The sequence below is a fragment of the Ignatzschineria sp. RMDPL8A genome (assembly GCF_029815055.1).
Lineage (GTDB): Bacteria > Pseudomonadota > Gammaproteobacteria > Cardiobacteriales > Wohlfahrtiimonadaceae > CALZBJ01.
Genome location: NZ_JAPPWA010000001.1, coordinates 105,118 through 126,165 on the forward strand (window position 1 = coordinate 105,118; position 21,048 = coordinate 126,165).

Annotated in this window: 17 protein-coding genes and 1 tRNA gene; 5 read left to right on the forward strand and 13 right to left on the reverse strand. The window is 45.8% G+C overall.

What is annotated here, in order from left to right:
• Nucleotides 1-3: 3 nt before the first annotated feature.
• Entirely contained in the window at nt 4-2,835 is a 2,832-nt protein-coding gene (locus OXI21_RS00440; protein WP_279617578.1) for a 2-oxoglutarate dehydrogenase E1 component, read from the reverse strand.
• 467 nt (nt 2,836-3,302) lie between these two features.
• On the opposite strand from OXI21_RS00440, the gene OXI21_RS00445 reads away from it, so the two are divergent.
• The 3 genes from OXI21_RS00445 to OXI21_RS00455 are packed head-to-tail and all read left to right on the forward strand — an operon-like array spanning nt 3,303 to nt 5,430.
• Nucleotides 3,303-4,175, forward strand: a complete 873-nt coding sequence (locus OXI21_RS00445; protein WP_279617579.1) for a LysR substrate-binding domain-containing protein — start codon at nt 3,303-3,305, stop codon at nt 4,173-4,175.
• Between the two features lie 26 nt (nt 4,176-4,201).
• On the forward strand, nt 4,202-5,176 hold the full coding sequence (gene moaA, locus OXI21_RS00450) for a GTP 3',8-cyclase MoaA (RefSeq protein ID WP_279617580.1): 975 nt from the start codon (nt 4,202-4,204) through the stop codon (nt 5,174-5,176).
• A gap of 41 nt (nt 5,177-5,217) precedes the next feature.
• Nucleotides 5,218-5,430, forward strand: coding sequence for a hypothetical protein (locus tag OXI21_RS00455; RefSeq protein ID WP_279617581.1), 213 nt, complete (start codon nt 5,218-5,220; stop codon nt 5,428-5,430).
• Nucleotides 5,431-5,679: 249 nt separating this feature from the next.
• Here OXI21_RS00455 and OXI21_RS00460 read toward each other — a convergent pair.
• From OXI21_RS00460 to gmk, 12 genes are all read right to left on the reverse strand, one after another.
• Nucleotides 5,680-5,756 (reverse strand) — tRNA-Arg (locus tag OXI21_RS00460).
• Nucleotides 5,757-5,891: 135 nt separating this feature from the next.
• The gene (locus OXI21_RS00465) at nt 5,892-6,254 is read right to left on the reverse strand and encodes a SirB2 family protein (RefSeq protein ID WP_279617582.1); all 363 of its coding nucleotides are present in this window, start codon (nt 6,252-6,254) and stop codon (nt 5,892-5,894) included.
• 135 nt (nt 6,255-6,389) lie between these two features.
• A complete protein-coding gene (locus OXI21_RS00470; RefSeq protein WP_279617583.1) occupies nt 6,390-7,337 on the reverse strand; it encodes a D-2-hydroxyacid dehydrogenase in 948 nt (315 codons plus the stop codon).
• Between the two features lie 163 nt (nt 7,338-7,500).
• On the reverse strand, nt 7,501-7,974 hold the full coding sequence (gene smpB, locus OXI21_RS00475) for an SsrA-binding protein SmpB (protein WP_279617584.1): 474 nt from the start codon (nt 7,972-7,974) through the stop codon (nt 7,501-7,503).
• Nucleotides 7,975-8,197: 223 nt separating this feature from the next.
• Nucleotides 8,198-10,288 (reverse strand): polyribonucleotide nucleotidyltransferase, encoded by a 2,091-nt coding sequence (gene pnp, locus OXI21_RS00480; protein ID WP_279617585.1) that lies wholly within the window; start codon nt 10,286-10,288, stop codon nt 8,198-8,200.
• 267 nt (nt 10,289-10,555) lie between these two features.
• Nucleotides 10,556-10,822: a 30S ribosomal protein S15 gene (gene rpsO, locus OXI21_RS00485; RefSeq protein WP_279617586.1), complete on the reverse strand. Its 267-nt coding sequence runs from the start codon at nt 10,820-10,822 to the stop codon at nt 10,556-10,558.
• A gap of 108 nt (nt 10,823-10,930) precedes the next feature.
• Complete coding sequence (locus OXI21_RS00490) at nt 10,931-11,446, reverse strand: DUF192 domain-containing protein (protein ID WP_279617587.1); 516 nt, start codon at nt 11,444-11,446, stop codon at nt 10,931-10,933.
• A gap of 3 nt (nt 11,447-11,449) precedes the next feature.
• Nucleotides 11,450-12,703 (reverse strand): cupin domain-containing protein, encoded by a 1,254-nt coding sequence (locus OXI21_RS00495; RefSeq protein WP_279617588.1) that lies wholly within the window; start codon nt 12,701-12,703, stop codon nt 11,450-11,452.
• Complete coding sequence (locus tag OXI21_RS00500) at nt 12,693-15,080, reverse strand: CHASE2 domain-containing protein (protein ID WP_279617589.1); 2,388 nt, start codon at nt 15,078-15,080, stop codon at nt 12,693-12,695. Before OXI21_RS00500 ends, OXI21_RS00495 begins: the two co-directional genes overlap by 11 nt.
• On the reverse strand, nt 15,055-17,241 hold the full coding sequence (locus tag OXI21_RS00505; protein WP_279617590.1) for a bifunctional (p)ppGpp synthetase/guanosine-3',5'-bis(diphosphate) 3'-pyrophosphohydrolase: 2,187 nt from the start codon (nt 17,239-17,241) through the stop codon (nt 15,055-15,057). Before OXI21_RS00505 ends, OXI21_RS00500 begins: the two co-directional genes overlap by 26 nt.
• Nucleotides 17,242-17,257: 16 nt before the next feature.
• Entirely contained in the window at nt 17,258-17,500 is a 243-nt protein-coding gene (gene rpoZ, locus OXI21_RS00510) for a DNA-directed RNA polymerase subunit omega (protein WP_347815472.1), read from the reverse strand.
• Between the two features lie 79 nt (nt 17,501-17,579).
• Nucleotides 17,580-18,233: a guanylate kinase gene (gene gmk / locus OXI21_RS00515; protein WP_279617591.1), complete on the reverse strand. Its 654-nt coding sequence runs from the start codon at nt 18,231-18,233 to the stop codon at nt 17,580-17,582.
• 181 nt (nt 18,234-18,414) lie between these two features.
• Between gmk and OXI21_RS00520 the strand changes: the two genes are divergently transcribed.
• Together OXI21_RS00520 and mnmG are read left to right on the forward strand one after the other, a co-directional pair.
• Nucleotides 18,415-18,990, forward strand: a complete 576-nt coding sequence (locus tag OXI21_RS00520; protein ID WP_279617592.1) for an invasion associated locus B family protein — start codon at nt 18,415-18,417, stop codon at nt 18,988-18,990.
• Between the two features lie 156 nt (nt 18,991-19,146).
• A complete protein-coding gene (gene mnmG / locus OXI21_RS00525) occupies nt 19,147-21,042 on the forward strand; it encodes a tRNA uridine-5-carboxymethylaminomethyl(34) synthesis enzyme MnmG (protein WP_279617593.1) in 1,896 nt (631 codons plus the stop codon).
• Nucleotides 21,043-21,048: the final 6 nt, after the last annotated feature.

Genomic DNA, 21,048 nt, shown 5'->3' on the forward strand with positions numbered 1-21,048 from the left:
ATGTTATGCAAACACATCTTCGATGAGCGCATTTTGTTGTTCAATGTGATAGCTGTTGTAACCGACCGCAGGCGCTGCCGCTTTTGGACGTGTTGCAAAGCGTAAAACGGATGATTTATCCACAATCTCTTCAAGATATTCACGTACAAACACGGCGTAACCTTGGTTTGCAGGCTCATCTTGACAGAAGACAATCTCTTTGGCTTTTGGATAGTCCGCTAAGATCTCTGAAAGTACTTTCGTTGGGAATGGATAGATCTCTTCTAAACGAATGATGGCTGTGTTTTCGATGCCTTTTTCCGCACGGGCATTGACTAAATCGTAATAGATCTTACCAACGCTGATTACCACTTTTTCAACCTGGCGATTGTTGATCTCTTCGATCTCTGGAATCACCGGCATAAATTGGCCTTCGCTTAGATCCTCTAAAGTGCTCACAGCTTGGCGATGTCTTAATAAGCTCTTAGGCGACATACAGACAAGCGGTTTACGATAATCTTGCAGCATTTGACGGCGGAACATATGGAACGCTTGCGCAGGCGTGGTTGGCACCACAAATGACATATTGTTTTCTGCACAAAGCTGTAAGAAACGCTCAGGACGTGCTGAGGAGTGCTCAGGTCCTTGCCCTTCATAACCGTGTGGAAGAAGCATCACAAGCCCACTGAGACGGCGCCATTTGGTTTCACTCGATGCGATAAATTGGTCAATCACCACTTGCGCACCGTTGACGAAGTCACCAAATTGCGCTTCCCAAATCACTAAGCTATTCGGTTCTGCCGTTGAATAACCGTACTCAAATCCAAGCACCGCTTCTTCTGAAAGGATTGAGTCAATCACAGTGAAACGCGCTTGATCATCGGCAATATGCGCTAATGGCACATAGCTCGAACCATCATTTTGGTTGTGATAAACCGCGTGACGATGGAAGAAGGTGCCGCGTCCTGAGTCTTGCCCAGAAATACGCACCGGATAGCCCTCTTCGAGAAGCGTTGCATACGCCATGGTTTCTGCAAAGCCCCAATCCATCTCAAGTGCGCCCGATCCCATTTTGTAACGGTTATCGTGAATGCGTTGAACACGGGGGTGAAGGGTCACGCCTTCGGGAAGCTCGTGCATTTTCTCAGTGAGATCTTTAATGCGCGCCACATCCACGGCGGTATTCGGTTTCTCATCTTGATCGGTACCAAATTTTGCTTGGTGCTCTAAGATGCGATTCCACTCATCAACATACGCCATATTAAGAGTATCGGTCACGGGGAAACCAACCGGTTTACCAAGCTCAAGTAATTCGCGATACTCTTTAGTGTAAGCTTTGTACTCTTCTGCGGTAATCACGCCTTCTGCGATCAATTTATCCGCATAGATCTCCGCCGGTGTTTTATGGGCTTTGATCAATTTATACATCATTGGTTGGGTTGCACTTGGCTCATCCGCCTCGTTATGGCCTAGACGGCGATAACAAACTAAGTCAATGACCACGTCTTTATTAAAGGTTTGACGATAAGCAAGCGCCGTTTGCGTTACAAAACGCACCGCTTCAGGATCATCGCCATTCACATGGAAGATTGGTGCCTGAATAATTTTCGCCGCATCCGTACAATAGGTCGCTGAACGAACGTCTAATGGGTTTGATGTGGTGAATCCGATCTGGTTATTGATCACAATGTGAACCGTACCACCACAGCTATAGCCTCGAACTTTCGAGAGCTGCATCGTTTCCATCACAACCCCTTGCCCTGCAAAGGATGCGTCCCCGTGAATTAAGACCGGTAACACTTTATTGTATTGAAGACGATTTTGTTCTTTAGTAAGACGACGTTCTAAACGTGCGCGCACCGACCCTTCAACCACCGGATCAACGATCTCTAAGTGCGATGGGTTAAATGAAAGCGCTAAATGCACGGGCTTATTACGTGTTTCAACCGTTGACGAGAAACCCATATGGTATTTAACGTCACCTGAACCTGTAGTAAAGGTTGGTTTTCCTTCGAACTCATCGAAAAGATCTTTCGGCGCTTTACCAAGCACGTTCACTAACATGTTTAAACGGCCACGGTGAGCCATTCCGATCACGATCTCTTCCGCATCTTTATCTGACGCACAATTAACGAGTTCATGCATTAATGGAATAAATGCGTCCCCACCTTCCAGTGAGAAGCGTTTTTGCCCCACGTAACGCATATGAAGATAGCGCTCAAGGCCTTCTGCCGAAACAAGCTCTTTTAAAGTCTCTTTTTTCTCATCGTCTGAGAATTGAATCGCTTCACCGGTGCTCTCTAAACGTGACTGAATCCAGTTACGCTCATCGTGATCGGTGATATGCATATACTCAACGCCCACATGATTAATATAGGTACGATCGAGAATTTCAAGAATTTGTCTTAAGGTCATGTGCGGCACGCCACAAAGACCGCCAGTGTTAAACTCGGTCTCTAAATCGGCGTTCGACAACCCATGATAACCCAATGATAATTCAGGAACGTCTTGGCGTTCACGCAAATTAAGAGGGCATAAGCTTGCTACTTGATGCCCTCTGCGTCTATATGCGTCAATTAATTTTAATACTGCGGTCTGTTTCTCCGATGCTACGTGATCCATTCCTGCAGAAGCACACGGTCTACGACCTTGGCGTGCTAAATGCTCGAACGATGCTTTGATGGGACCGTGCGCCACATCTTGGGTTCGTCCGTCGCGGTATTCTTTAAAATACTCCTGCCAATTCTCCCCAACTGAATTTGGATCTGCAAGATAGGATTCGTACATCTCTTCAATATAGGGTGCGTTAGCCCCATATAGCGCTGAGTACTTGCTAAATTTATCAATCAGTTTCATATTCTCGCTCTTATATTAATATTTAGTGGTACATAAAAATCATTTCAACCCACAAAGCATTAAGTTTTGTACGCTGATCTCTGTTTTTAATTTTTTGAGATAAATGATCGCTTTTTTATATCGCCTTATTATCTACATAATGACCTATTTTAGCGCGAACAAAGAATATAATAAAGCCTTTTTACAACCCCCCTCTGAAAATTGTAAAAAAATCACGGCATTTTCTCTAAAATTTTTCTCATTTTAAGACCCCCCTCTGAAAAGCCTGTAAAACTCTAGGTTCTCAAAACCCTTACTACACTCATCATGATAGCAAGATATTTAGATTTGGTGAATCATTATTCAACCGAAATGGATAATCAGCCTCATAAGTAGGTTAAAAGAGGAGATAAGCTAAATAATTTTTACCAATATGATAAAATTTTAACTACACTCAATCATTACAATGTACGATTTATGGAGTAGGCATGAAACTAAACGAACTGCGTTATTTTATTGCTGTTGCCGAAGAAAAGCATTTTGGCCGAGCGGCTCAAAAATGTTTTATTTCTCAACCTGCATTATCCATTGGGATTAAAAACTTAGAATACTCAATGGGCGTCTCACTCTTTGAACGCACCACCAACGAAGTCTTACTCACTGCGGCGGGCCAAGAGGCACTCCCTAAAGCACGCCAAATCTTTGAGCTTGTCAATGAACTCAGATCGCTTAGCATCGATTCCGACTCATTAGACGGTGAATTCAAACTCGGGATCATCTTTACCATTGCGCCCTATCTCTTACCAAAGATTATTCCTTCGCTTCGCGATCGCGCACCGGATCTTTCGCTCAATATCTATGAAAATTTAACGGAGAATCTCATTCCCATGTTAAAAACGGGCGAAATTGATGCAGCCATTATGGCCCTTCCCGTTTCTGATCCCACCTTTGAGATTATTGAACTTTACGAAGAACCTTTTTATGTGATCACGCCAAAAGATCACCCGCTCTCAAAACGTAAAGAGATCAGCGCTAGCGAAATTCACGAATACAATCCGCTTTTACTCAATGTTGGCCACTGTTTCCGTGATCAAATTATCGATCAATGTAAAGAGATCAACGCAACGCAATCCCATCACCACTCCCTTGAAACCATTCGTAACATTGTTGCAGCAGGCCACGATATCTCGGTACTGCCTAAATATGCATTAATGCAAGATCATCTTGAAGAGTTTTTGGCCTATGTGCCCTTCAAAGATCCGGTACCCAAACGCCGCGTTGTATTAGTGTATCGAAAAGAATTTACCCAAACGAAGAAAGTTGAGCTTCTTGCGGATTGCATTAAGGACCTTAACTTGTAACTCGAATGTTGAGAGAGGAACAAGGAATGTTAATAGATCAATTTGGACGGAAAATCGATTATGTACGCATCTCAGTGACGGATCGCTGTGATTTACGCTGTACATATTGTATTCCCAAAGGCTTCAAGGGATTTGAAGTCAATAAAAACTGGCTCACCTTTGATGAGATTTTACGGGTCGTCAATGCCTTTACTGAAATGGGCACGCACAACTTCCGTATCACCGGGGGCGAGCCACTTTTACGCAAAAATGTGGCCGATCTCATTTCTGAAATGCGCGCGATTCCAACCGTTGAGGATATCTCAATGACCACGAACGCAACACAGCTCGAAGGCCTTGCCCGCCCCTTAAAAGAGGCTGGTTTGCGCCGTCTTAACATCAGCCTTGATTCTCTCAATCCGAAAACAGTGCATTCGATTACCGGCAATGATTGCAGTGATAAAGTCCTCCGCGGCATTTTAGCGGCAAAAGAGGCAGGATTTTCGCCGATTAAGATCAATATGGTGCCGATGGTGGGCGTTAACGATCAAGATATCGACGATATGATCGGCTTTTGTATGGAGCATGGATTTATTCTCCGCCTGATTGAAGCGATGCCGATGGGTGTTACTGGCCAAAACACCGAAGGTCGCGATCTGACTAAATTATTAGAGTCGCTCCGGAAAAAGTATGGCCTCATCGATACGACGCGCCATTTAGGCTATGGCCCTGCGCGCTATTATGAATCCCCCGATGGCGAATTTACCTTTGGGCTTATCACGCCGATGTCGCAACATTTCTGCGAAAGCTGTAACCGCGTTCGCTTAGCGGTCGATGGCACGCTCTATATGTGTCTTGGGCAAAATGAGGCTTATCCGCTGCGTGAGATGTTACGCGATAATTGTTCCGATGATGAGCTGAAAGCGGCAATCCGCAAGGCGATTGATCTAAAACCAGAAAAACATGAATTTACCATTGATACCACAAAAATTAGTCGTATTATGTCTATGACCGGTGGTTAAATCGAGTAAACTAAATTAAATTGATATCGAGGAGTTTATTAATGAGCAATAAAGCATACGGCGTAAAAATGACGCTTCCAGAACACGATCCGATGGCACTTCCCCATTTATTAGGGAAAGACTTTGTCGCGGAACGTTGGTTTGAAACCAAAGAAGCGCGCGAAACCTTCTTAAAAAGCTATCAAGAGAATTTTATCTTCTATCGTCAAGGCGACAATCCTCGCTATATCTACGAGCTCATCGATAAAATCTAATACGACATAGATGCAATCTCAGATCATCTGAGACATAAAATACGAAATATGAAATTCATAAATGCCCGGCCACCGCGCTGGGTTTTTTATTGCCCGCCTGTAAACAGCCCGCTAAACAATCCGCGACAATCAACATCGCCAGACTAGGAAGAGAGATGACGAGCGCTATTTATAAGCGGAAAATACGCTTCACAAATATTTTACAGATAAGAAAAAAGCTTCTAGTTAAACTAGAAGCTTTCTCTTGTATGGCGCGCCCAGAAGGATTCGAACCTCCGACCGCCTGGTTCGTAGCCAGGTACTCTATCCAGCTGAGCTATGGGCGCTGTGTCTTTGAAGATGTTTATTATATCTTACTTTTTGTTCTCGTCAACCCCTAGATCAAATATTATTCAATCTTTTTTTAATTGACCAAATTTCCGAAGAAATCTCCAAACTGCTCGTGTTTGGCGTTGGATCAATCAAAATATGATTGGCTTAACGAAGGCTAAGTATAGCATAGCGATTACCATGCCGTTGGCCAAAAAGTAACCAACATAGCGCTTTTTCGGCGGATTGTTTTGGCGCATCGCCCAAATGCCAAAAAAGATGTATCCAACCAATAAGATAAGTTTTACGATGAGCCACGCAGGCATCGCGTGATGGTAATAACGATTAAAAATAAGCGCAATCCCGAGCACAAAAAAGCCGGTATCGATAATATGCGGCGCAATTTTAATCAGCTTTGGGCGCGCTTTACTAAAATAGACCCAAAATCGAATATTAAAAAAGAGAATCGAAACCACCGCAAATAGCGTATGGGAATGTTTTAAAGCTAAATACATAGTCATCCTTTACAGTTATTGATCGATCGTTGCGTAGAGCAACAAAAAAACCTCCACACTAGTGTAGAGGTTTCTTAAATCATTGGCTATAGTGCATCGGCTCATTTTCAGCGGATTTACCTTAATGTACGCCACTCAATTCACCACGTTGACGGGATTCCCCGCAACAAACTGATTTATATTATTGTGTAAAATCACCATCAGGCGCGCCACCGCCTCTTCACTTGCCCACGCGGAATGGGGCGTTAAGATAAAGTTACCCAGATCATTGGCTAACAGCGGATTGGTTTGCAAAGGCGGCTCTTTAGTCGCCACATCTACGCCCGCGCCACCAAGTTGTCCGCTGCGTAGTGCATCCGCAAGGGCTGATTCATCCACAAGTCCGCCGCGGCTCACATTAATTAAGATCGCACCCTTTTTCATGCGCGCAATGGACTCCGCATCGATCATATTGGCGGTATCCTCATTTAACGGAACATGGAGCGAAACCACATCCGCCGATGTTAATACCTCATCAAACGCGGCATAGCCCTCTCGCACCCTATCCGCGCCCTTGCGTTCCGCATAGAGTACCTTCATTCCAAAACAGGTGGCAAATTCGCCAAGTTTTGAACCAATCGCCCCTTTGCCGAAGACCCCTAATGTTTTCCCCGCAAGATCGTAGATCGGCTCCGCCAAAATGGAAAAAAAGGGAGAAGCCTGCCACTCACCGTCCTCAATCCGCTTTTGATAAAGGGGTAAGCGATGCATAAGCGAAATCATCATCATAAAGGCATGTTCCGCCACAGACACCGTACTGTAATCGGCGACATTACACACCGTAATGCCAAGCTCACGCGCTGCCTTCACATCAATCATATTAAAGCCCGTTGCCGTCACCGCAATTAGTTTCAAATCGGGATTGGCTTCCATGTCGCTCCGCGTAATCGGCACCTTATTGGTAAGCGCAATCTCATGCCCCTTTAGCGCGGTTTTCACCTCGTCTTGAGTGCAATTATTAATGGACGTGAGTTCAAATGGAAAATCAAAGGCAAACTCAGCACGCGGCAACGTTCCGGCATCTAAAAAGACTATTTTTTTCATCGCTTCTCCCTCCGACGATTCCTCAATCGGATCTTGTTCGTTATTGTTGTTATCGTTTCTTAAAACGGTGAGTCTTTGATTTTACGGATTTAATAAAAAAGCGCAAGCAACCATGATGGCGCTCGCGCTTTGTGATTCTTTTCGATGAGTCAGCGTAATAAATCTATTGATGTTTGTGACGCATGAGACGCTGCTTCTCACGATCCCAATCACGCTCTTTAATGGTCGCCCGTTTATCATGGGCTTTTTTACCTTTACCGAGCCCAATCTCAACCTTTGCAAGGCCATTTTTCCAATAGAGATTGAGCGGAACGAGCGCATAACCCTTTTGGTCTACCGCGCCGGTTAATCGGTCAATTTCACGGCGATGGAGCAGCAATTTCCGCGTCCGCGTTGAATCGGGACGAACGTGCGTTGACGCCGATAAAAGCGGCGAAATATGCATTCCGATCAGGAAAATTTCCCCATCTCGAATATAGACATACGCCTCATTGATCTGCCCGCGCCCATCGCGAAGGCTTTTCACTTCCCAGCCTTGGAGCGCAATGCCCGCCTCAAGCCGCTCTTCAATAAAATATTCATGGAACGCCCGTTTATTATCGGCAATGCGCGATCCACCCTGTTTTTTCTTTGCCATAATTTTTGTCTCTCTTTTTAATTCTACTGTCTGCATCCACGTTATCTGGCATTGTTCAAACTACTTAAAGATAAACACCCCGTGATGCATCGATTCCGCATGTACGCCTTTTTAATACAAATACCGCGTACCAGTTAATTATACCGCATTTTTAAATCCGCATAAAAAACGCCCTACATCAATGACGATCTAGGGCGCTTAAATTACGTTAATTCAATAAATTTTATTCAACGTCTTTCATGCTGAGACGAATACGGCCTTGACGGTCGATCTCAAGCACTTTAACTTTAACGATTTGGCCCACTTTAAGGTAATCGTTAATGTCTTGGATACGCTCTTCCGCAGGGATTTGCGAGATATGAACCATACCATCTTGACCTGGGCGAAGGTTTACAAACGCACCAAAGTCCATTAAACGTACCACCGGCGCTTCGTATACGGTACCGATTTCGATATCCGCTGTGATATCTTCGATACGTTTTTTCGCTGCTTCCGCTTGTGAATTGTTCACTGCAGAGATACGTACTTCACCGGTATCTTCGATCTCAATTACCGCCCCCGTTTCTTCAGTAATGGCGCGGATAGTTACCCCACCTTTACCGATTACGTCACGGATTTTGTCTGGGTTGATGCGAATGGTGGTGATGCGAGGTGCAAATTCAGAGATTGAATCGCGTGATGCATCGAGCACTTTATTCATTTCACCCAAGATATGGAGACGGCCTGCTTTTGCTTGTTCAAGCGCGGTTTCCATGATCTCTTTGGTGATTCCGTCGATTTTAATGTCCATTTGAAGTGCAGTGATGCCTTCGTTGGTTCCTGCAACTTTAAAGTCCATATCGCCTAAGTGGTCTTCATCACCTAAGATGTCGGTAAGAACGGCGTAATCGTCGCCTTCTTTGATAAGACCCATCGCAACACCGGCTACCGGCGCTTTTAATGGAACGCCCGCATCCATCAATGCAAGCGATGATCCGCACACTGACGCCATTGAGCTTGAACCGTTTGATTCAGTGATTTCTGATACAACGCGAATGGTGTATGGATACTCTTCCATGTTAGGAAGTACTGCGTGAACCCCACGTTTTGCAAGACGGCCGTGACCAATTTCACGACGTTTTGGTGAGCCTACGCGGCCAGTTTCTCCAACTGAGTAGGGAGGGAAGTTGTAGTGAAGCATAAAGTTTTCTTTATATTCACCTTCAAGCGCGTCGATGATTTGTGCGTCACGCTCTGTTCCTAAAGTTGCCACTACAATCGCTTGGGTTTCACCACGAGTGAAGAGTGCTGAACCGTGAGTGCGAGGTAATACCCCAACTTTCACTTCGATCGGACGAACGGTTTTGGTGTCACGACCATCAATACGCGGTTCACCACGTAAGATTGATCCACGAACTACATCTGAGCTAATACGGCTCACTTCACGCACAACCTCGCTTTCAGTGAAGCTATCGTCTGCATCGGTTACCAGTGCTTCAATCGCTTTTGCTTGAACCGCTGAGATCGCATCGGAACGCTCTTGTTTTACTTGAAGTTTGAATGCCGCTTCTAAGCCTGCACGCGCTTCTTTTTCAACCGCGTCAACGAGCGCTTGGTTTTTCTCAGGTTTTTCAAATGGGAACACGTCCGCATTCACTTTACCCGCTAATTCTTTAATGTTGTTGATGATCACTTGCATCGCTTCGTGACCGTGCATAACCGCACCAAGCATCACTTCTTCAGAAAGAAGGTTTGCTTCTGATTCAACCATTAATACCGCGCTTTCTGTTCCTGCTACTACAAGATCAAGATCTGAAGTTTTGAGCTCTGAAAGCGTTGGGTTTACAACGTATTCGCCATTCTGATAGCCAACGCGCACCGCACCAATTGGGCCATTAAATGGAAGACCCGCGGTTGAAACCGCAGCAGATGCACCAATTAACGCCACAATGTCCGTTGCAATTTCAGGATTAACCGACATTACGGTTGCAATGATTTGCACTTCGTTCGTGAACGCTTCGTCAAAAAGTGGACGTACAGGACGGTCAATTAAGCGTGATACTAAGATCTCATGCTCAGAAGGACGACCTTCACGGCGGAAGAAGCCGCCTGGGATTTTACCCGCTGCATAAGTACGCTCTTGATAATCAACCGTTAACGGGAAAAAATCACGGCTTGGATCCGATGATTTTGACGCCACACAGGTAACAAATACTGTGGTGCCTTCAATATCCACCATCACTGCGCTCGTCGCTTGACGGCCGATTTCACGGGTTTCGATCGTAACGGTACGACCGGCTAATTCAAACTCTTGTTTAATTGCTTCAAGTTTCATAGATACCTCTTTAATAACTTGTAAATTAAAGGATACATAGAAGCAATTCATCTTTAGATTAGGGAACTGCTTAAAGACTAGTTAAAGTGAGCCCTTAAGCAGTGCCCCGTTTAATCGCTTCTACGTACTTAAAATGATTTTAAGAAAAAACCCTCACCAAAGCGGAGAGGGTTTCTTAAATTTTAGCAATAACCTCTACCCATTCCACAGAAGGAATCTTGATAAACGTTATTACAAAAGCTTCGTATCATCACGCGAACGTTAAAATTAACGACGTAATGAAAGACGCTCGATTAAAGCTTGATAACGACCTAAATCTTTTGATTTTAAGTAATCAAGTAATTTACGACGTTTGTTAACCATTCTTAACATACCTTGGCGAGAATGATGATCTTTCTTATGCTCGTCAAAGTGTGCTCTTAAATCGTTAATGTTATTGGTTAAAAGTGCAACTTGTACTTCAGGTGAACCAGTGTCGCCTTCAGCGCGGGCAAATTCAGCAATAATTTCAGCTTTTTTGTCTGTTGTTAACATTGTTTTTTTAAACTCCAAAAATTAAAAGTGCCAATGGCGATGACAGCATTTAAGTCCGCCATTATAGTATAGTTTTTCGCGTTTGGCTATGGCTAATCCTGCGCAAAATTAATTTGATAGCCTAAATTGATATCCAATCTCGATCCCTAAACGATCGCTCTCATTTTTCCCAAGTTCAAGCACATATTGCGCCGGCGCTTTAGAGGGGTAACTTGGGCAAGGATCGGCAATACACGGCACTGCTTTCACGATATCGACCACCACGCCCTTTCCATCAATATAGATAATATCGAGCGGAATTTTCGTGTTTTTCATCCAAAAACTGCGAGGCGCTTCTTTCGCAAAGACAAAGAGCATGCCGGCATTTTGGGGCAAGATATAGCGGTGCATTAAGCCATTCATCTGCGAACGCGAAGTGAGCGCAAGCTCCACATTGAGCGCAGCTTCGCCTGCTTGCATTTTCGCCATCGGGAGATTCGATTCAGGGTGCATTTTAAACTGATACTCAACAAAGTCCGGCAATTCAATCAATTTAGGTTTTGCTGACACAGCGCCGATAAACACCCATGCAATCAGCAACAATCCAAGCGCGACCATCATTCGGTATCGATCATTTCTTAGCATCGGTTACTCCTCATCATCCCCATCAAAATCGTCTTCATCATACTCTTCGTCGTCATACTCATCGTACTCATCTTCCAGTCCTTCATAAACGAGATAGCCCTCATTTAGAAGCTGAACAAGTAGCGCGCTGGCCTCAACCTCTTTAAGATAAGGACGCAGCTGACCGGGCGAGTAGAAACGGTGACGGGTTAAGAGCGCTAATAATGGCGTAAGATCTGCGCTTACCGCAAAGGCCTCGCCCGCCACATAGAGCGTTGCCACATCCCCTTCCACGCGATAGATAAAGGTGAGTCCGGGGTGACGTTCAATGTCCTGCTCGTCTTCTAATAATTCTTCGATAAATTCGAGATCCACGGGCTCATCAAGCGGATAGGCTTCTTGCCCCATTTTTGGCTCCGTAATAAAACGTCCGAACCATTCGCCCACCGTTTCACGATTTAGCGGCAGATGACTTTTAAGCAATTCAAGCACTTTATCCACCGATTGATCGGTAAGTTCGCCGCACTCTTGTTGATAGATTAAATCAGGATCGGAAAAACGCGCATCAGCCTCAATCAGCTCCATTTTCGCTGCGGCAAAATCATGGACGAGTTCTTGATCTTTCGGCGCACGGAATCCCACTGACCAAGTGATACTTTTGCCGATATTAACACCGTAATGACCAATTCTCGGAGGGAGATAAAGAAGGTCGCCCGGCTCGACAATCCACTCTTGATCCACATTGAAATCTTCAATCAAGCGAATATCAATGCCCTCAACAAAATCATCTTCCGATACCTCATCAAAGCTGATCTTCCAATGCTTTTTCCCCATGCCTTGAATAAGAAAAACATCGTAATCATCCCAATGCGCGCCGACGTTGCCTTCATCGGGCCCGAGCGTTGCTTGAAGATCATCAAAACGCCAATTGGGAATAAAATTAAAGGGGTCAGTCAAAAGACGCAGATGGGGGAGAAATTTTTCCATATCATTGACCACCAGCATCCACTTTTTCTCGCCTAAGTGAGAAAAGGTCTCTTCCGCCAGCGGGCCTTTTCGCATCTCCCACGGGCGCACACCCCCCTCTTCCAAAATAAGGCGCGAGGGAATAAACTCCTCAAGCGAGAGACCGGCGATGGTATCGGGAGTGAGCGGGTCTTTGAAATCCGGAAATGCCCCTTTCACAAAGAGGGGTTTTTTCTGCCAATAATCGGCTAAAAATTCCCGCGGGGTGAGCCCGCCTAAATGGCGTAAAGGTTGATCCGCTCTATTTTTCATGATTGTTCTCCTCTCGTTCTCGATACTCTTTAATCTCTGAAGGCGTTAAAATGGGTAGGTAGAAGAAGAATGTGGCGCCATCACCCTCTTTAGAGTGAAAGTCGATGGTGCCGCGCATCTGCTCAACCAATGCCTTCGTAATACTCAAGCCCAATCCCGTTCCTTGGGAACGATGTTGCGCTTCGTCAGCTTGAGCAAATTTCTCAAATATTTTTTTCTGGAAGGCTTCAGGAATGCCCTCGCCATAGTCGGTCACTTCAACGCGTGCATGACGTTTTGCCACCACAACGCTCACATCAATAATCGCCGTGCCACCGCCTGTGGAAAACTTCGCCGCGTTGGAAATTAAGTTACTCATCACCTGCACTAAGCGATCATAATCACCCAATACATAGATCGGATACGGCGGCAATTTCGCGATCACTTCCGCGCCGTAGGCCTGCACATAAGCTTCATTGACTTCAACCGATTGCCCAACGAGCTCTACAAGATCGAGCGGCTCAAGTTTAAATTCAAGCGTCCCTAATTGAATGCGCTGAATGTCTAAAATATCGTTCACCAGCACTAAAAGGCGGTTACTATTGCGAAGCGCTAAGCTCAGCAGACTGCGGGTTTTTGGCGTTAATTGGCCAGCAATTCCGCTATCGATCAATTCAAGTGAGCCTTTAATGGAGGTGATCGGTGTACGCAGTTCATGAGACACGGTCGCGACAAACTCTTGGGTGATTTTCTCTGCATGACGCTGCTCTCGAATATCGCGCACGATGCAGACAAATTTACGATTCCCGCCTTGAAGTAGGCGTGAAAACGTCACTGAAATCGGAATCCCTTCACTGCGGGCATCGATAATCTCGCCCTCCACCTGAATTGAATCGAGCGTTCCTTTTCCGGCAAGCTCATGAAAAATATCTACAAGCGATGGGAAGGTTTGATAATTGGGGGTTTTCGGGTCTTGGCGAATCAGATCTTGTAAAAACGCCCCCTGCAAAAGTGGCATCGAACGACGATGCAAAAGTTTATCCGCCGTTTTATTATTACTGATAATGCAGCCCGACTCATCGGTGGTTAAAATCCCGATCTGTAAACTGTCAAAGAGCAGACGCAGGCCATTTTCGTTATCGCGGAGCGTCTTTTCAATCGCTTTTCGGTCGCGAATCTCTTGGGCGAGATTTTTATTCGTTTCTTCAAGCTCTTGGGTACGGAGTGCAACACGCTCTTCAAGGCGACGATTGGCTTCAACCACATCATAATGCGCAGTCATCAGCCCATAGACAAAGAGGAAGAAAAACGCAATCACAAGGGAATCGCCCATCGGCACCCACATATGAAAAAGCGAGATCGCAAGATAGGAAAAAAGTAGCAGCGTAATTAAGAAAACTACCGCTACCAGACTACTCCAAACGCCAGAGATTTTAAGACGGCGCACTAAAATCAAAATAAGCAGGAGCGCAAAGAGATTAATCACTCGCTCAAAGCCGGTGGTTACTTTAAAGACGAGCTTTTCATGGCGGAGCTCATCATAAAATTGTGCTTGTAGATCGATCGCCGTTAAATATTCAGGCTCACTCTTATCCCAACGGGAAAAGGGAACAAATTTCTCACCAAGCCCCGTTGCGGTCACCCCGACAAATACCACCTTATCGCGAAATTCCTCCGGCTCATAAACGCCTGCCAGCACATCGGCAAAGGAATAATGTTGGAAACGATTCTTTTTACTGCCGATGTAATACGCCGTGTTTGAATCGATAAAACGGCTCGCTTGAATGCGGTTGAGGTAGATCTCGAGCGCAGGATTATCCGGATCGGTCGCCTTTAGGAGCGACACCGTTGTATGGGGATAGCGATGATCGCCATAGGTTTTATATAAAGAGAGCGAACGGACAACGCCATCGGTCTCTTTTTCAAGGGCGGCGTGGCCTGTTTTAACCACATCGTTGAAGATATTAAGCTCAAGTCCTGACGGGAAAATCAGCGACGGAAGCACCACATTTCCATTGGAGCGAAGTGCCTGATAGAGCTCGCCATCGCCAATATTGGGCTCAAGAAAGAGCACATCATAGCTGATCGCTTTGACGCCATATTCGGTGAGTGTTTGAATAAGTGCCCCATGATAATTGCGCGGCAACGGCCAACGCCGATCGAGTGCCTGAATGGTGTGGTCATCAATCGTCACAATGGCGATATCATCCACATTGGTGGTACAGGTTTTAACTAAGGCAAAGTTATCATAGATGATGGAATTGAGGCGCTCGGAGATACGCGAGCCGGCAAACATGCCATACGCCAGTAGCAGAATCCAAAAAATAAGCAACGTGATAACCCACGCCGGCAATTGCCGGATGGGCCACCACTTATTTTCGGGAGACGCGTTCGACATTGTCTAACAACCTCAAACTCCGCATGACATCCGCAAGGTGTTTACGATCGTTCACACGAATCACAAAGGCGATCTTCACGAGATCTTCGTTAATATTTTCCGATTTAAACTCTTCAAAATCGAGATTAAGCTCGGTGATTTTGGCGCTGATGGCGGCAATTGAACCGCGTCGATTTTTCGCTAAGAGATAGAGCTGGACGGGGAAATCGCCACGCACTTCTTTACTCCACTCAAGCGGTAGCCAGCGCTCAGGATGCTTTTTAAACATCTCGATATTACTGCAATTAGTTGCGTGCATCACAAGGCCGTGACGCATACTTAAATAGCCAATAATCGGTTCGCCCGGGAGCGGATTACAGCAGGCACCGAGCGAGACTTTCATCCCCTCTGCCCCTTTAATCATCTCATTGGACACCTCTTCCCCTTCATCGCTCTCATCGGCATCGGGGAGAAGATCGGGCGTGTAACGGAAATTGACTAAATAACGGTTGATCACATATTGCGCCGGATATTTACCGCGGCCAATGTCCATCAACAATTGTTCTTTTGAGCCCAAGCCTAAATCATGGAGAATCGTCGCTTCCTGCTCATCGCTCAACGCGCCCTCTTTAAAGCCGCGCTCTAAAATGGCATTTTGCAAAATCGCTGATCCCGCATCTTCTGCTTCAAGATCTGAAAGATCGCCAAGATAACTACGAATGCGCGAACGGGCTCGCGCGGTAATCACATGATCGAGCCAGAGCGAGCTTGGTTTAACGCTTTTATTGGTTTTAATCTCGACGGTTTGTCCGTTACTTAAGAGATAGTCATATGCCACCTCTTGCGAATCCACGAGCGCCTTTTCAAAGGTATCGCCAATATCGGTATGAACTGCATAGGCAAAGTCGAGCGCCGTTGCCCCGCGAGGAAGCTCAATAATACGGCCTTTCGGCGTGAAGACGTAGATCTCTTTCGGGAAGAGTTCCGCTTTCATCGTCTCCATAAATTCTTCAGGCGAAGTGGTGATATCCTGAAGTTCAGTCACCACATCGAGCCATTTCGTCGTTTTTTGGAACGCGTGGCTCTGCCCCTCATAACTCTCTTTATAACGCCAGTGCGCCGCAGCGCCCACTTCCGCCACAATGTGCATATCGCGAGTGCGAATTTGCACCTCAACGGGAAGCCCATTTGCCCCAAACACCACGGTGTGGAGGCTCTGATAGCCATTAATTTTAGGAATGGCAATATAATCTTTAAAGCCGCCAATAATCGGTTTGTAAAGCTGATGGACAATCCCTAAAACGCGGTAACAATCATCCACCGAACGCACAATGATTCGAATCGCAAAAATATCGTAGACATAATCAAGCCCACCCTTAACGCGCATCTTTTGATAGATACTCCAAAGGTGCTTACGGCGGGTGGAAAGTCGCGATAAGATATTGCTCCGAACGAGGCGTTCATCGATGGTTTCTAAAATTTTATTGAGATTATCGTGCTGTTCAACGTCTTTTTTCTCAAGTTCATTTTTAAGCACCTCATAGCGCATCGGGTAGAGATTCTCAAAACAGAGATTCTCAAGATAGACCTGAAGCACATACATCCCAAGGCGCGAGGCGATGGGCGCGTAAATCTCTAAAGTTTCTCGTGCAATGCGACGTTTCTTATAGGCCGGGAGCGCGCCGAGCGTGCGCATATTATGAAGCCTATCGGCCAGTTTCACCATAATGACGCGCAGGTCCTTGGTCATCGCTAAGACCATTTTGCGGAAGTTTTCCGCCTTCGCTTCCTCTTTCGAACGGAACCGAATTTGCGTTAATTTTGTGACGCCATCAACGATGTTCGCCACATCTTCGCCGAAATGATATTTGATCTCATCATACTCAATATCGGTATCTTCGATCACATCATGTAAAATTGCGCCCACAATGGAAGCCGCATCGATTTCGACCTCCGTTAAGATGAGCGCAACGGCGATGGGATGGAAAATATAGGGTTCACCGGACGAGCGAAATTGTTCCTGATGCGCAAATGCACCAAAGACACAGGCTCGTTTCACCTCTTCCACATCCTCTTTCGACAAATATCGAGAGACGACGCGAATTAAGCGATTGGTTTTCTCAACAAATTCCGCTTTCCATGGAATCAGGTTTTGCGGTAATTCAACAGTTTCCATCCCCATTGCGTAGCCCTTTTACTTAATCAGCAAATGCAGCAGACGCAGCTTCTTCTTTTGCAAGTGCTTTGATTTCGTCAGGACTAATTGCGCCGCCTGCGATTTCACGAAGTGCGACTACAGTCGGTTTTGCACCGTGGGGTACACCGTCGATACGAGGCTCTGCCCCATTACTAATTTGTCGTGCGCGCTTTGCCGCAACTAATACGAGTTGGAAACGGTTATCTACACGTCCTAAACAATCTTCGACCGTGACTCTTGCCATACTTTTACTTCCTTTAAACAACTAAAAATTAACGTTAATTAAGATCATATTACGAACAATACGGTTCATTATAGATGATCTATTCTGCTTCATCAGCAAATAATGATTTTAATAGCGCCGCTTCTTTCACCACTTGATATTTAAGGCGAAGGCGATTGGTGTGGAAAATCCCTTTTAATTCAGAGAGTGCAAGGTCGAAATCGTCATTGACAATGACATAATCAAAACTGCGGTAATGCTTAATTTGATTCACCGCATCTTTCATTCTTTTTTCGACAATCGCTTCGCTATCTAAATTCCGGTGGATGAGCCGTGCGCGGAGAATTTCAAGCGAAGGGGGCATAATGAAGATTAATACCGCTTCGGGCATAATCGCTTTGATCGATTTAGCGCCTTGCCAATCAATCACGAGCACCACATCTTTCCCTTCGCGAGTCTTCGCTTCTACCGCCTTTTTAGAGGTGCCGTAGTAATTGCCAAACACCTCTGCGTACTCATAAAACCCATCTTGTTCGATAAGCGCTTTAAATTCTTCCACTGAGACGAAATGATAATGCTCGCCGTCGATCTCTCCCGCTCTTGGCGCCCGCGTTGTATGCGTTACCACGCGCTCAACATAATCGGTCTGATCAATTAATTGATTCACCAACGTTGTTTTACCGCCACCTGAGGGCGATGAGATTACAAAAAGCGTTCCTAAACCATCCCTATTCCGTTCGTCTATACTGTCCATAAGCCTCTATCTAACGATTACTCTAAAACGATCCAATAATTCCCCTATACTCTACACTAAAATAGGCCGTACGGCATTAAATATCGACGAAAAACCCGCGCTTTTCCTTTGATTTTGTCTCAATTTATATTACACTGATTCGATACTTTTACATAAATTATCAATGGAGATTAGGTTAGCGATGTTAAAGAAAATTCTATTTGGATTAAGTGCTGCTGTGTTAATGAGCTCGCAAGCAATGGCGCAAACTCAACCTCAGCTTGAATATCAACAAAAACACGGTGACTGGATGATTACCTGTCATCTAATTGATGAGGCAAAAGAAGTCCGCGACTGCATTATCACAACCGGTACCACCACTAAAGTGGAAACCCCACAAGGTGGCCAAGAGATCGACGCAGCGCGCGCATCGGTGATCTACATCCAAGATCAACCCACCCTTATTTTAACGGCACTTCCCGGCACGCTTTTACTTCCGGGTATGAGCATTAATATCGATGGTAAACCGTTAGAGCTTGGTAAAGATAAAATCGAACAACTCTACTTTGAGCGTTGCTTAAACGATGGTTGTATCACAGGGCTTCCCCTTTCAACAGACGAAATCGTTGCCTCTCTTAAAAAATCAAACACGATGAATCTTAGCTACAACCACGATCTTTTAGGCAAAGGCTTACAAGAGCTTAAACTTAAAGTATCGATGAAAGGATTCACCGCAGCCTATGATGATCTTCAAAAACGTATGGGTAAAGCAAAATAAGATTGCCCACGAAACGATCAATCTAGACTAAAATGAACGCTGGCAGGATGGAGTAATTCGCCTGTCACTTATGAAAAATAAGACCGACTGATTCGGTCTTATTTGCTTTTTGTATTATAATAATTCTTTATTCTCACTCAGATTACATAATTAAAAATGGACTATCCTAAACATTTTGGGGTGATCGTCATCGGCGGCGGCCACGCAGGGACAGAAGCGGCCCTTGCCTCAGCAAGACTTGGCGTCCCCACACTCCTTTTGACACACAATATTGAAACCCTCGGCCAACTGAGCTGTAACCCAGCCATTGGTGGTATCGGGAAAGGGCAGATCGTCCGCGAAATTGACGCGCTTGGTGGCGCCATGGCGATTGCCACCGATCATGCCGGCATTCAATTTAGAACGCTAAACGCCTCAAAAGGCCCAGCGGTGCGATCAACTCGTGCCCAAGCGGACCGAACGCTCTATAAACAAGCGATCCGCTCGATCTTAGAAAATCAGCCCAATCTCTATATCTTCCAACAAGCGGCGGACGATATTATTTTAGAGGGCGATCGTGCGTGCGGCGTTGTCACTCAAACCGGCATTCGCTTTCATAGCTCAACGGTGGTTTTAACCGCAGGAACCTTCCTTTCAGGGCTAATTCACGTGGGAATGGAGAACTATTCTGGCGGACGCATGGGCGATCCTCCATCGATCTCCCTTGCGCATAAACTTGCCGAGATGAAACTCCGCAAAGGCCGTTTAAAAACCGGAACCCCACCGCGCATTGACGGGAAAACCATCGACTTTTCCAATATGGATATCCAACCCGGTGATGATCCGGCGCCGGTCTTCTCTTTCTTAGGCGATGTGTCGCAGCACCCAACGCAAGTGCCCTGCTACACCACCTATACCAATCCGCGCACCCACGAAATTATTCGCGGCGGTCTTGATCGCTCACCGATGTATGCCGATAATGCGACGATTGAAGGGATTGGCCCGCGTTACTGCCCGTCGGTGGAAGATAAAATCATGAAGTTTGCCGATAAAGATCGCCATCATGTATTTTTAGAACCGGAAGGTTTAGATACCCACGAATATTATCCCAATGGGATCTCGACGAGTCTGCCGTTTGATGTGCAAATTGAGCTTGTTCACAGCATTGAAGGACTCGAAAACGCGCACATTACCCGCCCTGGATACGCCATTGAGTACGATTTCTACGATCCGCGCGATCTGAAATATACCCTTGAAACCAAAGCGATCGATAACCTCTATTTTGCCGGCCAAATTAATGGAACCACCGGTTATGAAGAGGCAGCCGCTCAAGGATTGCTCGCGGGCTTAAATGCAGCGCGCCGTTATCTGGAAAAAGAGGCGTGGTATCCACAGCGTCATGAATCCTACATTGGCGTTATGATCGATGATCTCATCTCGCTTGGGGTGAAAGAGCCGTACCGCATGTTTACCTCGCGGGCAGAATATCGCCTCCTTCTCCGTGAAGATAATGCCGATCAACGCTTAACGCCGATTGGCCGAGAGCTTGGGCTAGTCGATGATTATCGTTGGCAGAAATTTGAAGAGAAAGAGGAAGCGATTGCACAAGCTGACCAATTTATGAAAGATTGGCTCATCGACATTCGCACCGATTCTGGGAAAGCGATTCAAGAGGAGACCGGCGTCTCCCTCTCGCAAAATATCAAAGCGCTTCACCTCTTAAAACGTCCGCAAGTGCATCTTGAGCATCTGATGGCGCTTGAGGAAGGTCAACCCCTTCACCAATATTCTACGGATGTGTTACAAAAAATTGAAATTCAGGCAAAATATGAGGGATATATTAATCGCGGGCTTGATGATATTGAACGCAATCAACGCTTTGAAAATGCGCCATTGCCAGCCAATATTGACTATCACGCGATTAAAGGACTGTCTGCTGAGATTCAAGAAAAGCTCGCAACTGCGCAGCCTGAAACCCTCGGACAAGCTTCACGCATTCAAGGCGTCACCCCTACGGCGGTATCGCTTCTTTTAGTGCACCTTCGCAAAGGACGCCTCCCTACGGTGAAATAAGGATAA

What these genes read in the sequence shown, in the direction of transcription:
- OXI21_RS00440 (WP_279617578.1), bottom strand. Translation starts at nt 2,835, where the DNA reads ATGAAACTGATTGATAAATTTAGCAAGTACTCAGCGCTATATGGGGCT.
- OXI21_RS00445 (WP_279617579.1), top strand. Translation starts at nt 3,303, where the DNA reads ATGAAACTAAACGAACTGCGTTATTTTATTGCTGTTGCCGAAGAAAAG.
- moaA (WP_279617580.1), top strand. Translation starts at nt 4,202, where the DNA reads ATGTTAATAGATCAATTTGGACGGAAAATCGATTATGTACGCATCTCA.
- OXI21_RS00455 (WP_279617581.1), top strand. Translation starts at nt 5,218, where the DNA reads ATGAGCAATAAAGCATACGGCGTAAAAATGACGCTTCCAGAACACGAT.
- OXI21_RS00465 (WP_279617582.1), bottom strand. Translation starts at nt 6,254, where the DNA reads ATGTATTTAGCTTTAAAACATTCCCATACGCTATTTGCGGTGGTTTCG.
- OXI21_RS00470 (WP_279617583.1), bottom strand. Translation starts at nt 7,337, where the DNA reads ATGAAAAAAATAGTCTTTTTAGATGCCGGAACGTTGCCGCGTGCTGAG.
- smpB (WP_279617584.1), bottom strand. Translation starts at nt 7,974, where the DNA reads ATGGCAAAGAAAAAACAGGGTGGATCGCGCATTGCCGATAATAAACGG.
- pnp (WP_279617585.1), bottom strand. Translation starts at nt 10,288, where the DNA reads ATGAAACTTGAAGCAATTAAACAAGAGTTTGAATTAGCCGGTCGTACC.
- rpsO (WP_279617586.1), bottom strand. Translation starts at nt 10,822, where the DNA reads ATGTTAACAACAGACAAAAAAGCTGAAATTATTGCTGAATTTGCCCGC.
- OXI21_RS00490 (WP_279617587.1), bottom strand. Translation starts at nt 11,446, where the DNA reads ATGCTAAGAAATGATCGATACCGAATGATGGTCGCGCTTGGATTGTTG.
- OXI21_RS00495 (WP_279617588.1), bottom strand. Translation starts at nt 12,703, where the DNA reads ATGAAAAATAGAGCGGATCAACCTTTACGCCATTTAGGCGGGCTCACC.
- OXI21_RS00500 (WP_279617589.1), bottom strand. Translation starts at nt 15,080, where the DNA reads ATGTCGAACGCGTCTCCCGAAAATAAGTGGTGGCCCATCCGGCAATTG.
- OXI21_RS00505 (WP_279617590.1), bottom strand. Translation starts at nt 17,241, where the DNA reads ATGGGGATGGAAACTGTTGAATTACCGCAAAACCTGATTCCATGGAAA.
- rpoZ (WP_347815472.1), bottom strand. Translation starts at nt 17,500, where the DNA reads ATGGCAAGAGTCACGGTCGAAGATTGTTTAGGACGTGTAGATAACCGT.
- gmk (WP_279617591.1), bottom strand. Translation starts at nt 18,233, where the DNA reads ATGGACAGTATAGACGAACGGAATAGGGATGGTTTAGGAACGCTTTTT.
- OXI21_RS00520 (WP_279617592.1), top strand. Translation starts at nt 18,415, where the DNA reads ATGTTAAAGAAAATTCTATTTGGATTAAGTGCTGCTGTGTTAATGAGC.
- mnmG (WP_279617593.1), top strand. Translation starts at nt 19,147, where the DNA reads ATGGACTATCCTAAACATTTTGGGGTGATCGTCATCGGCGGCGGCCAC.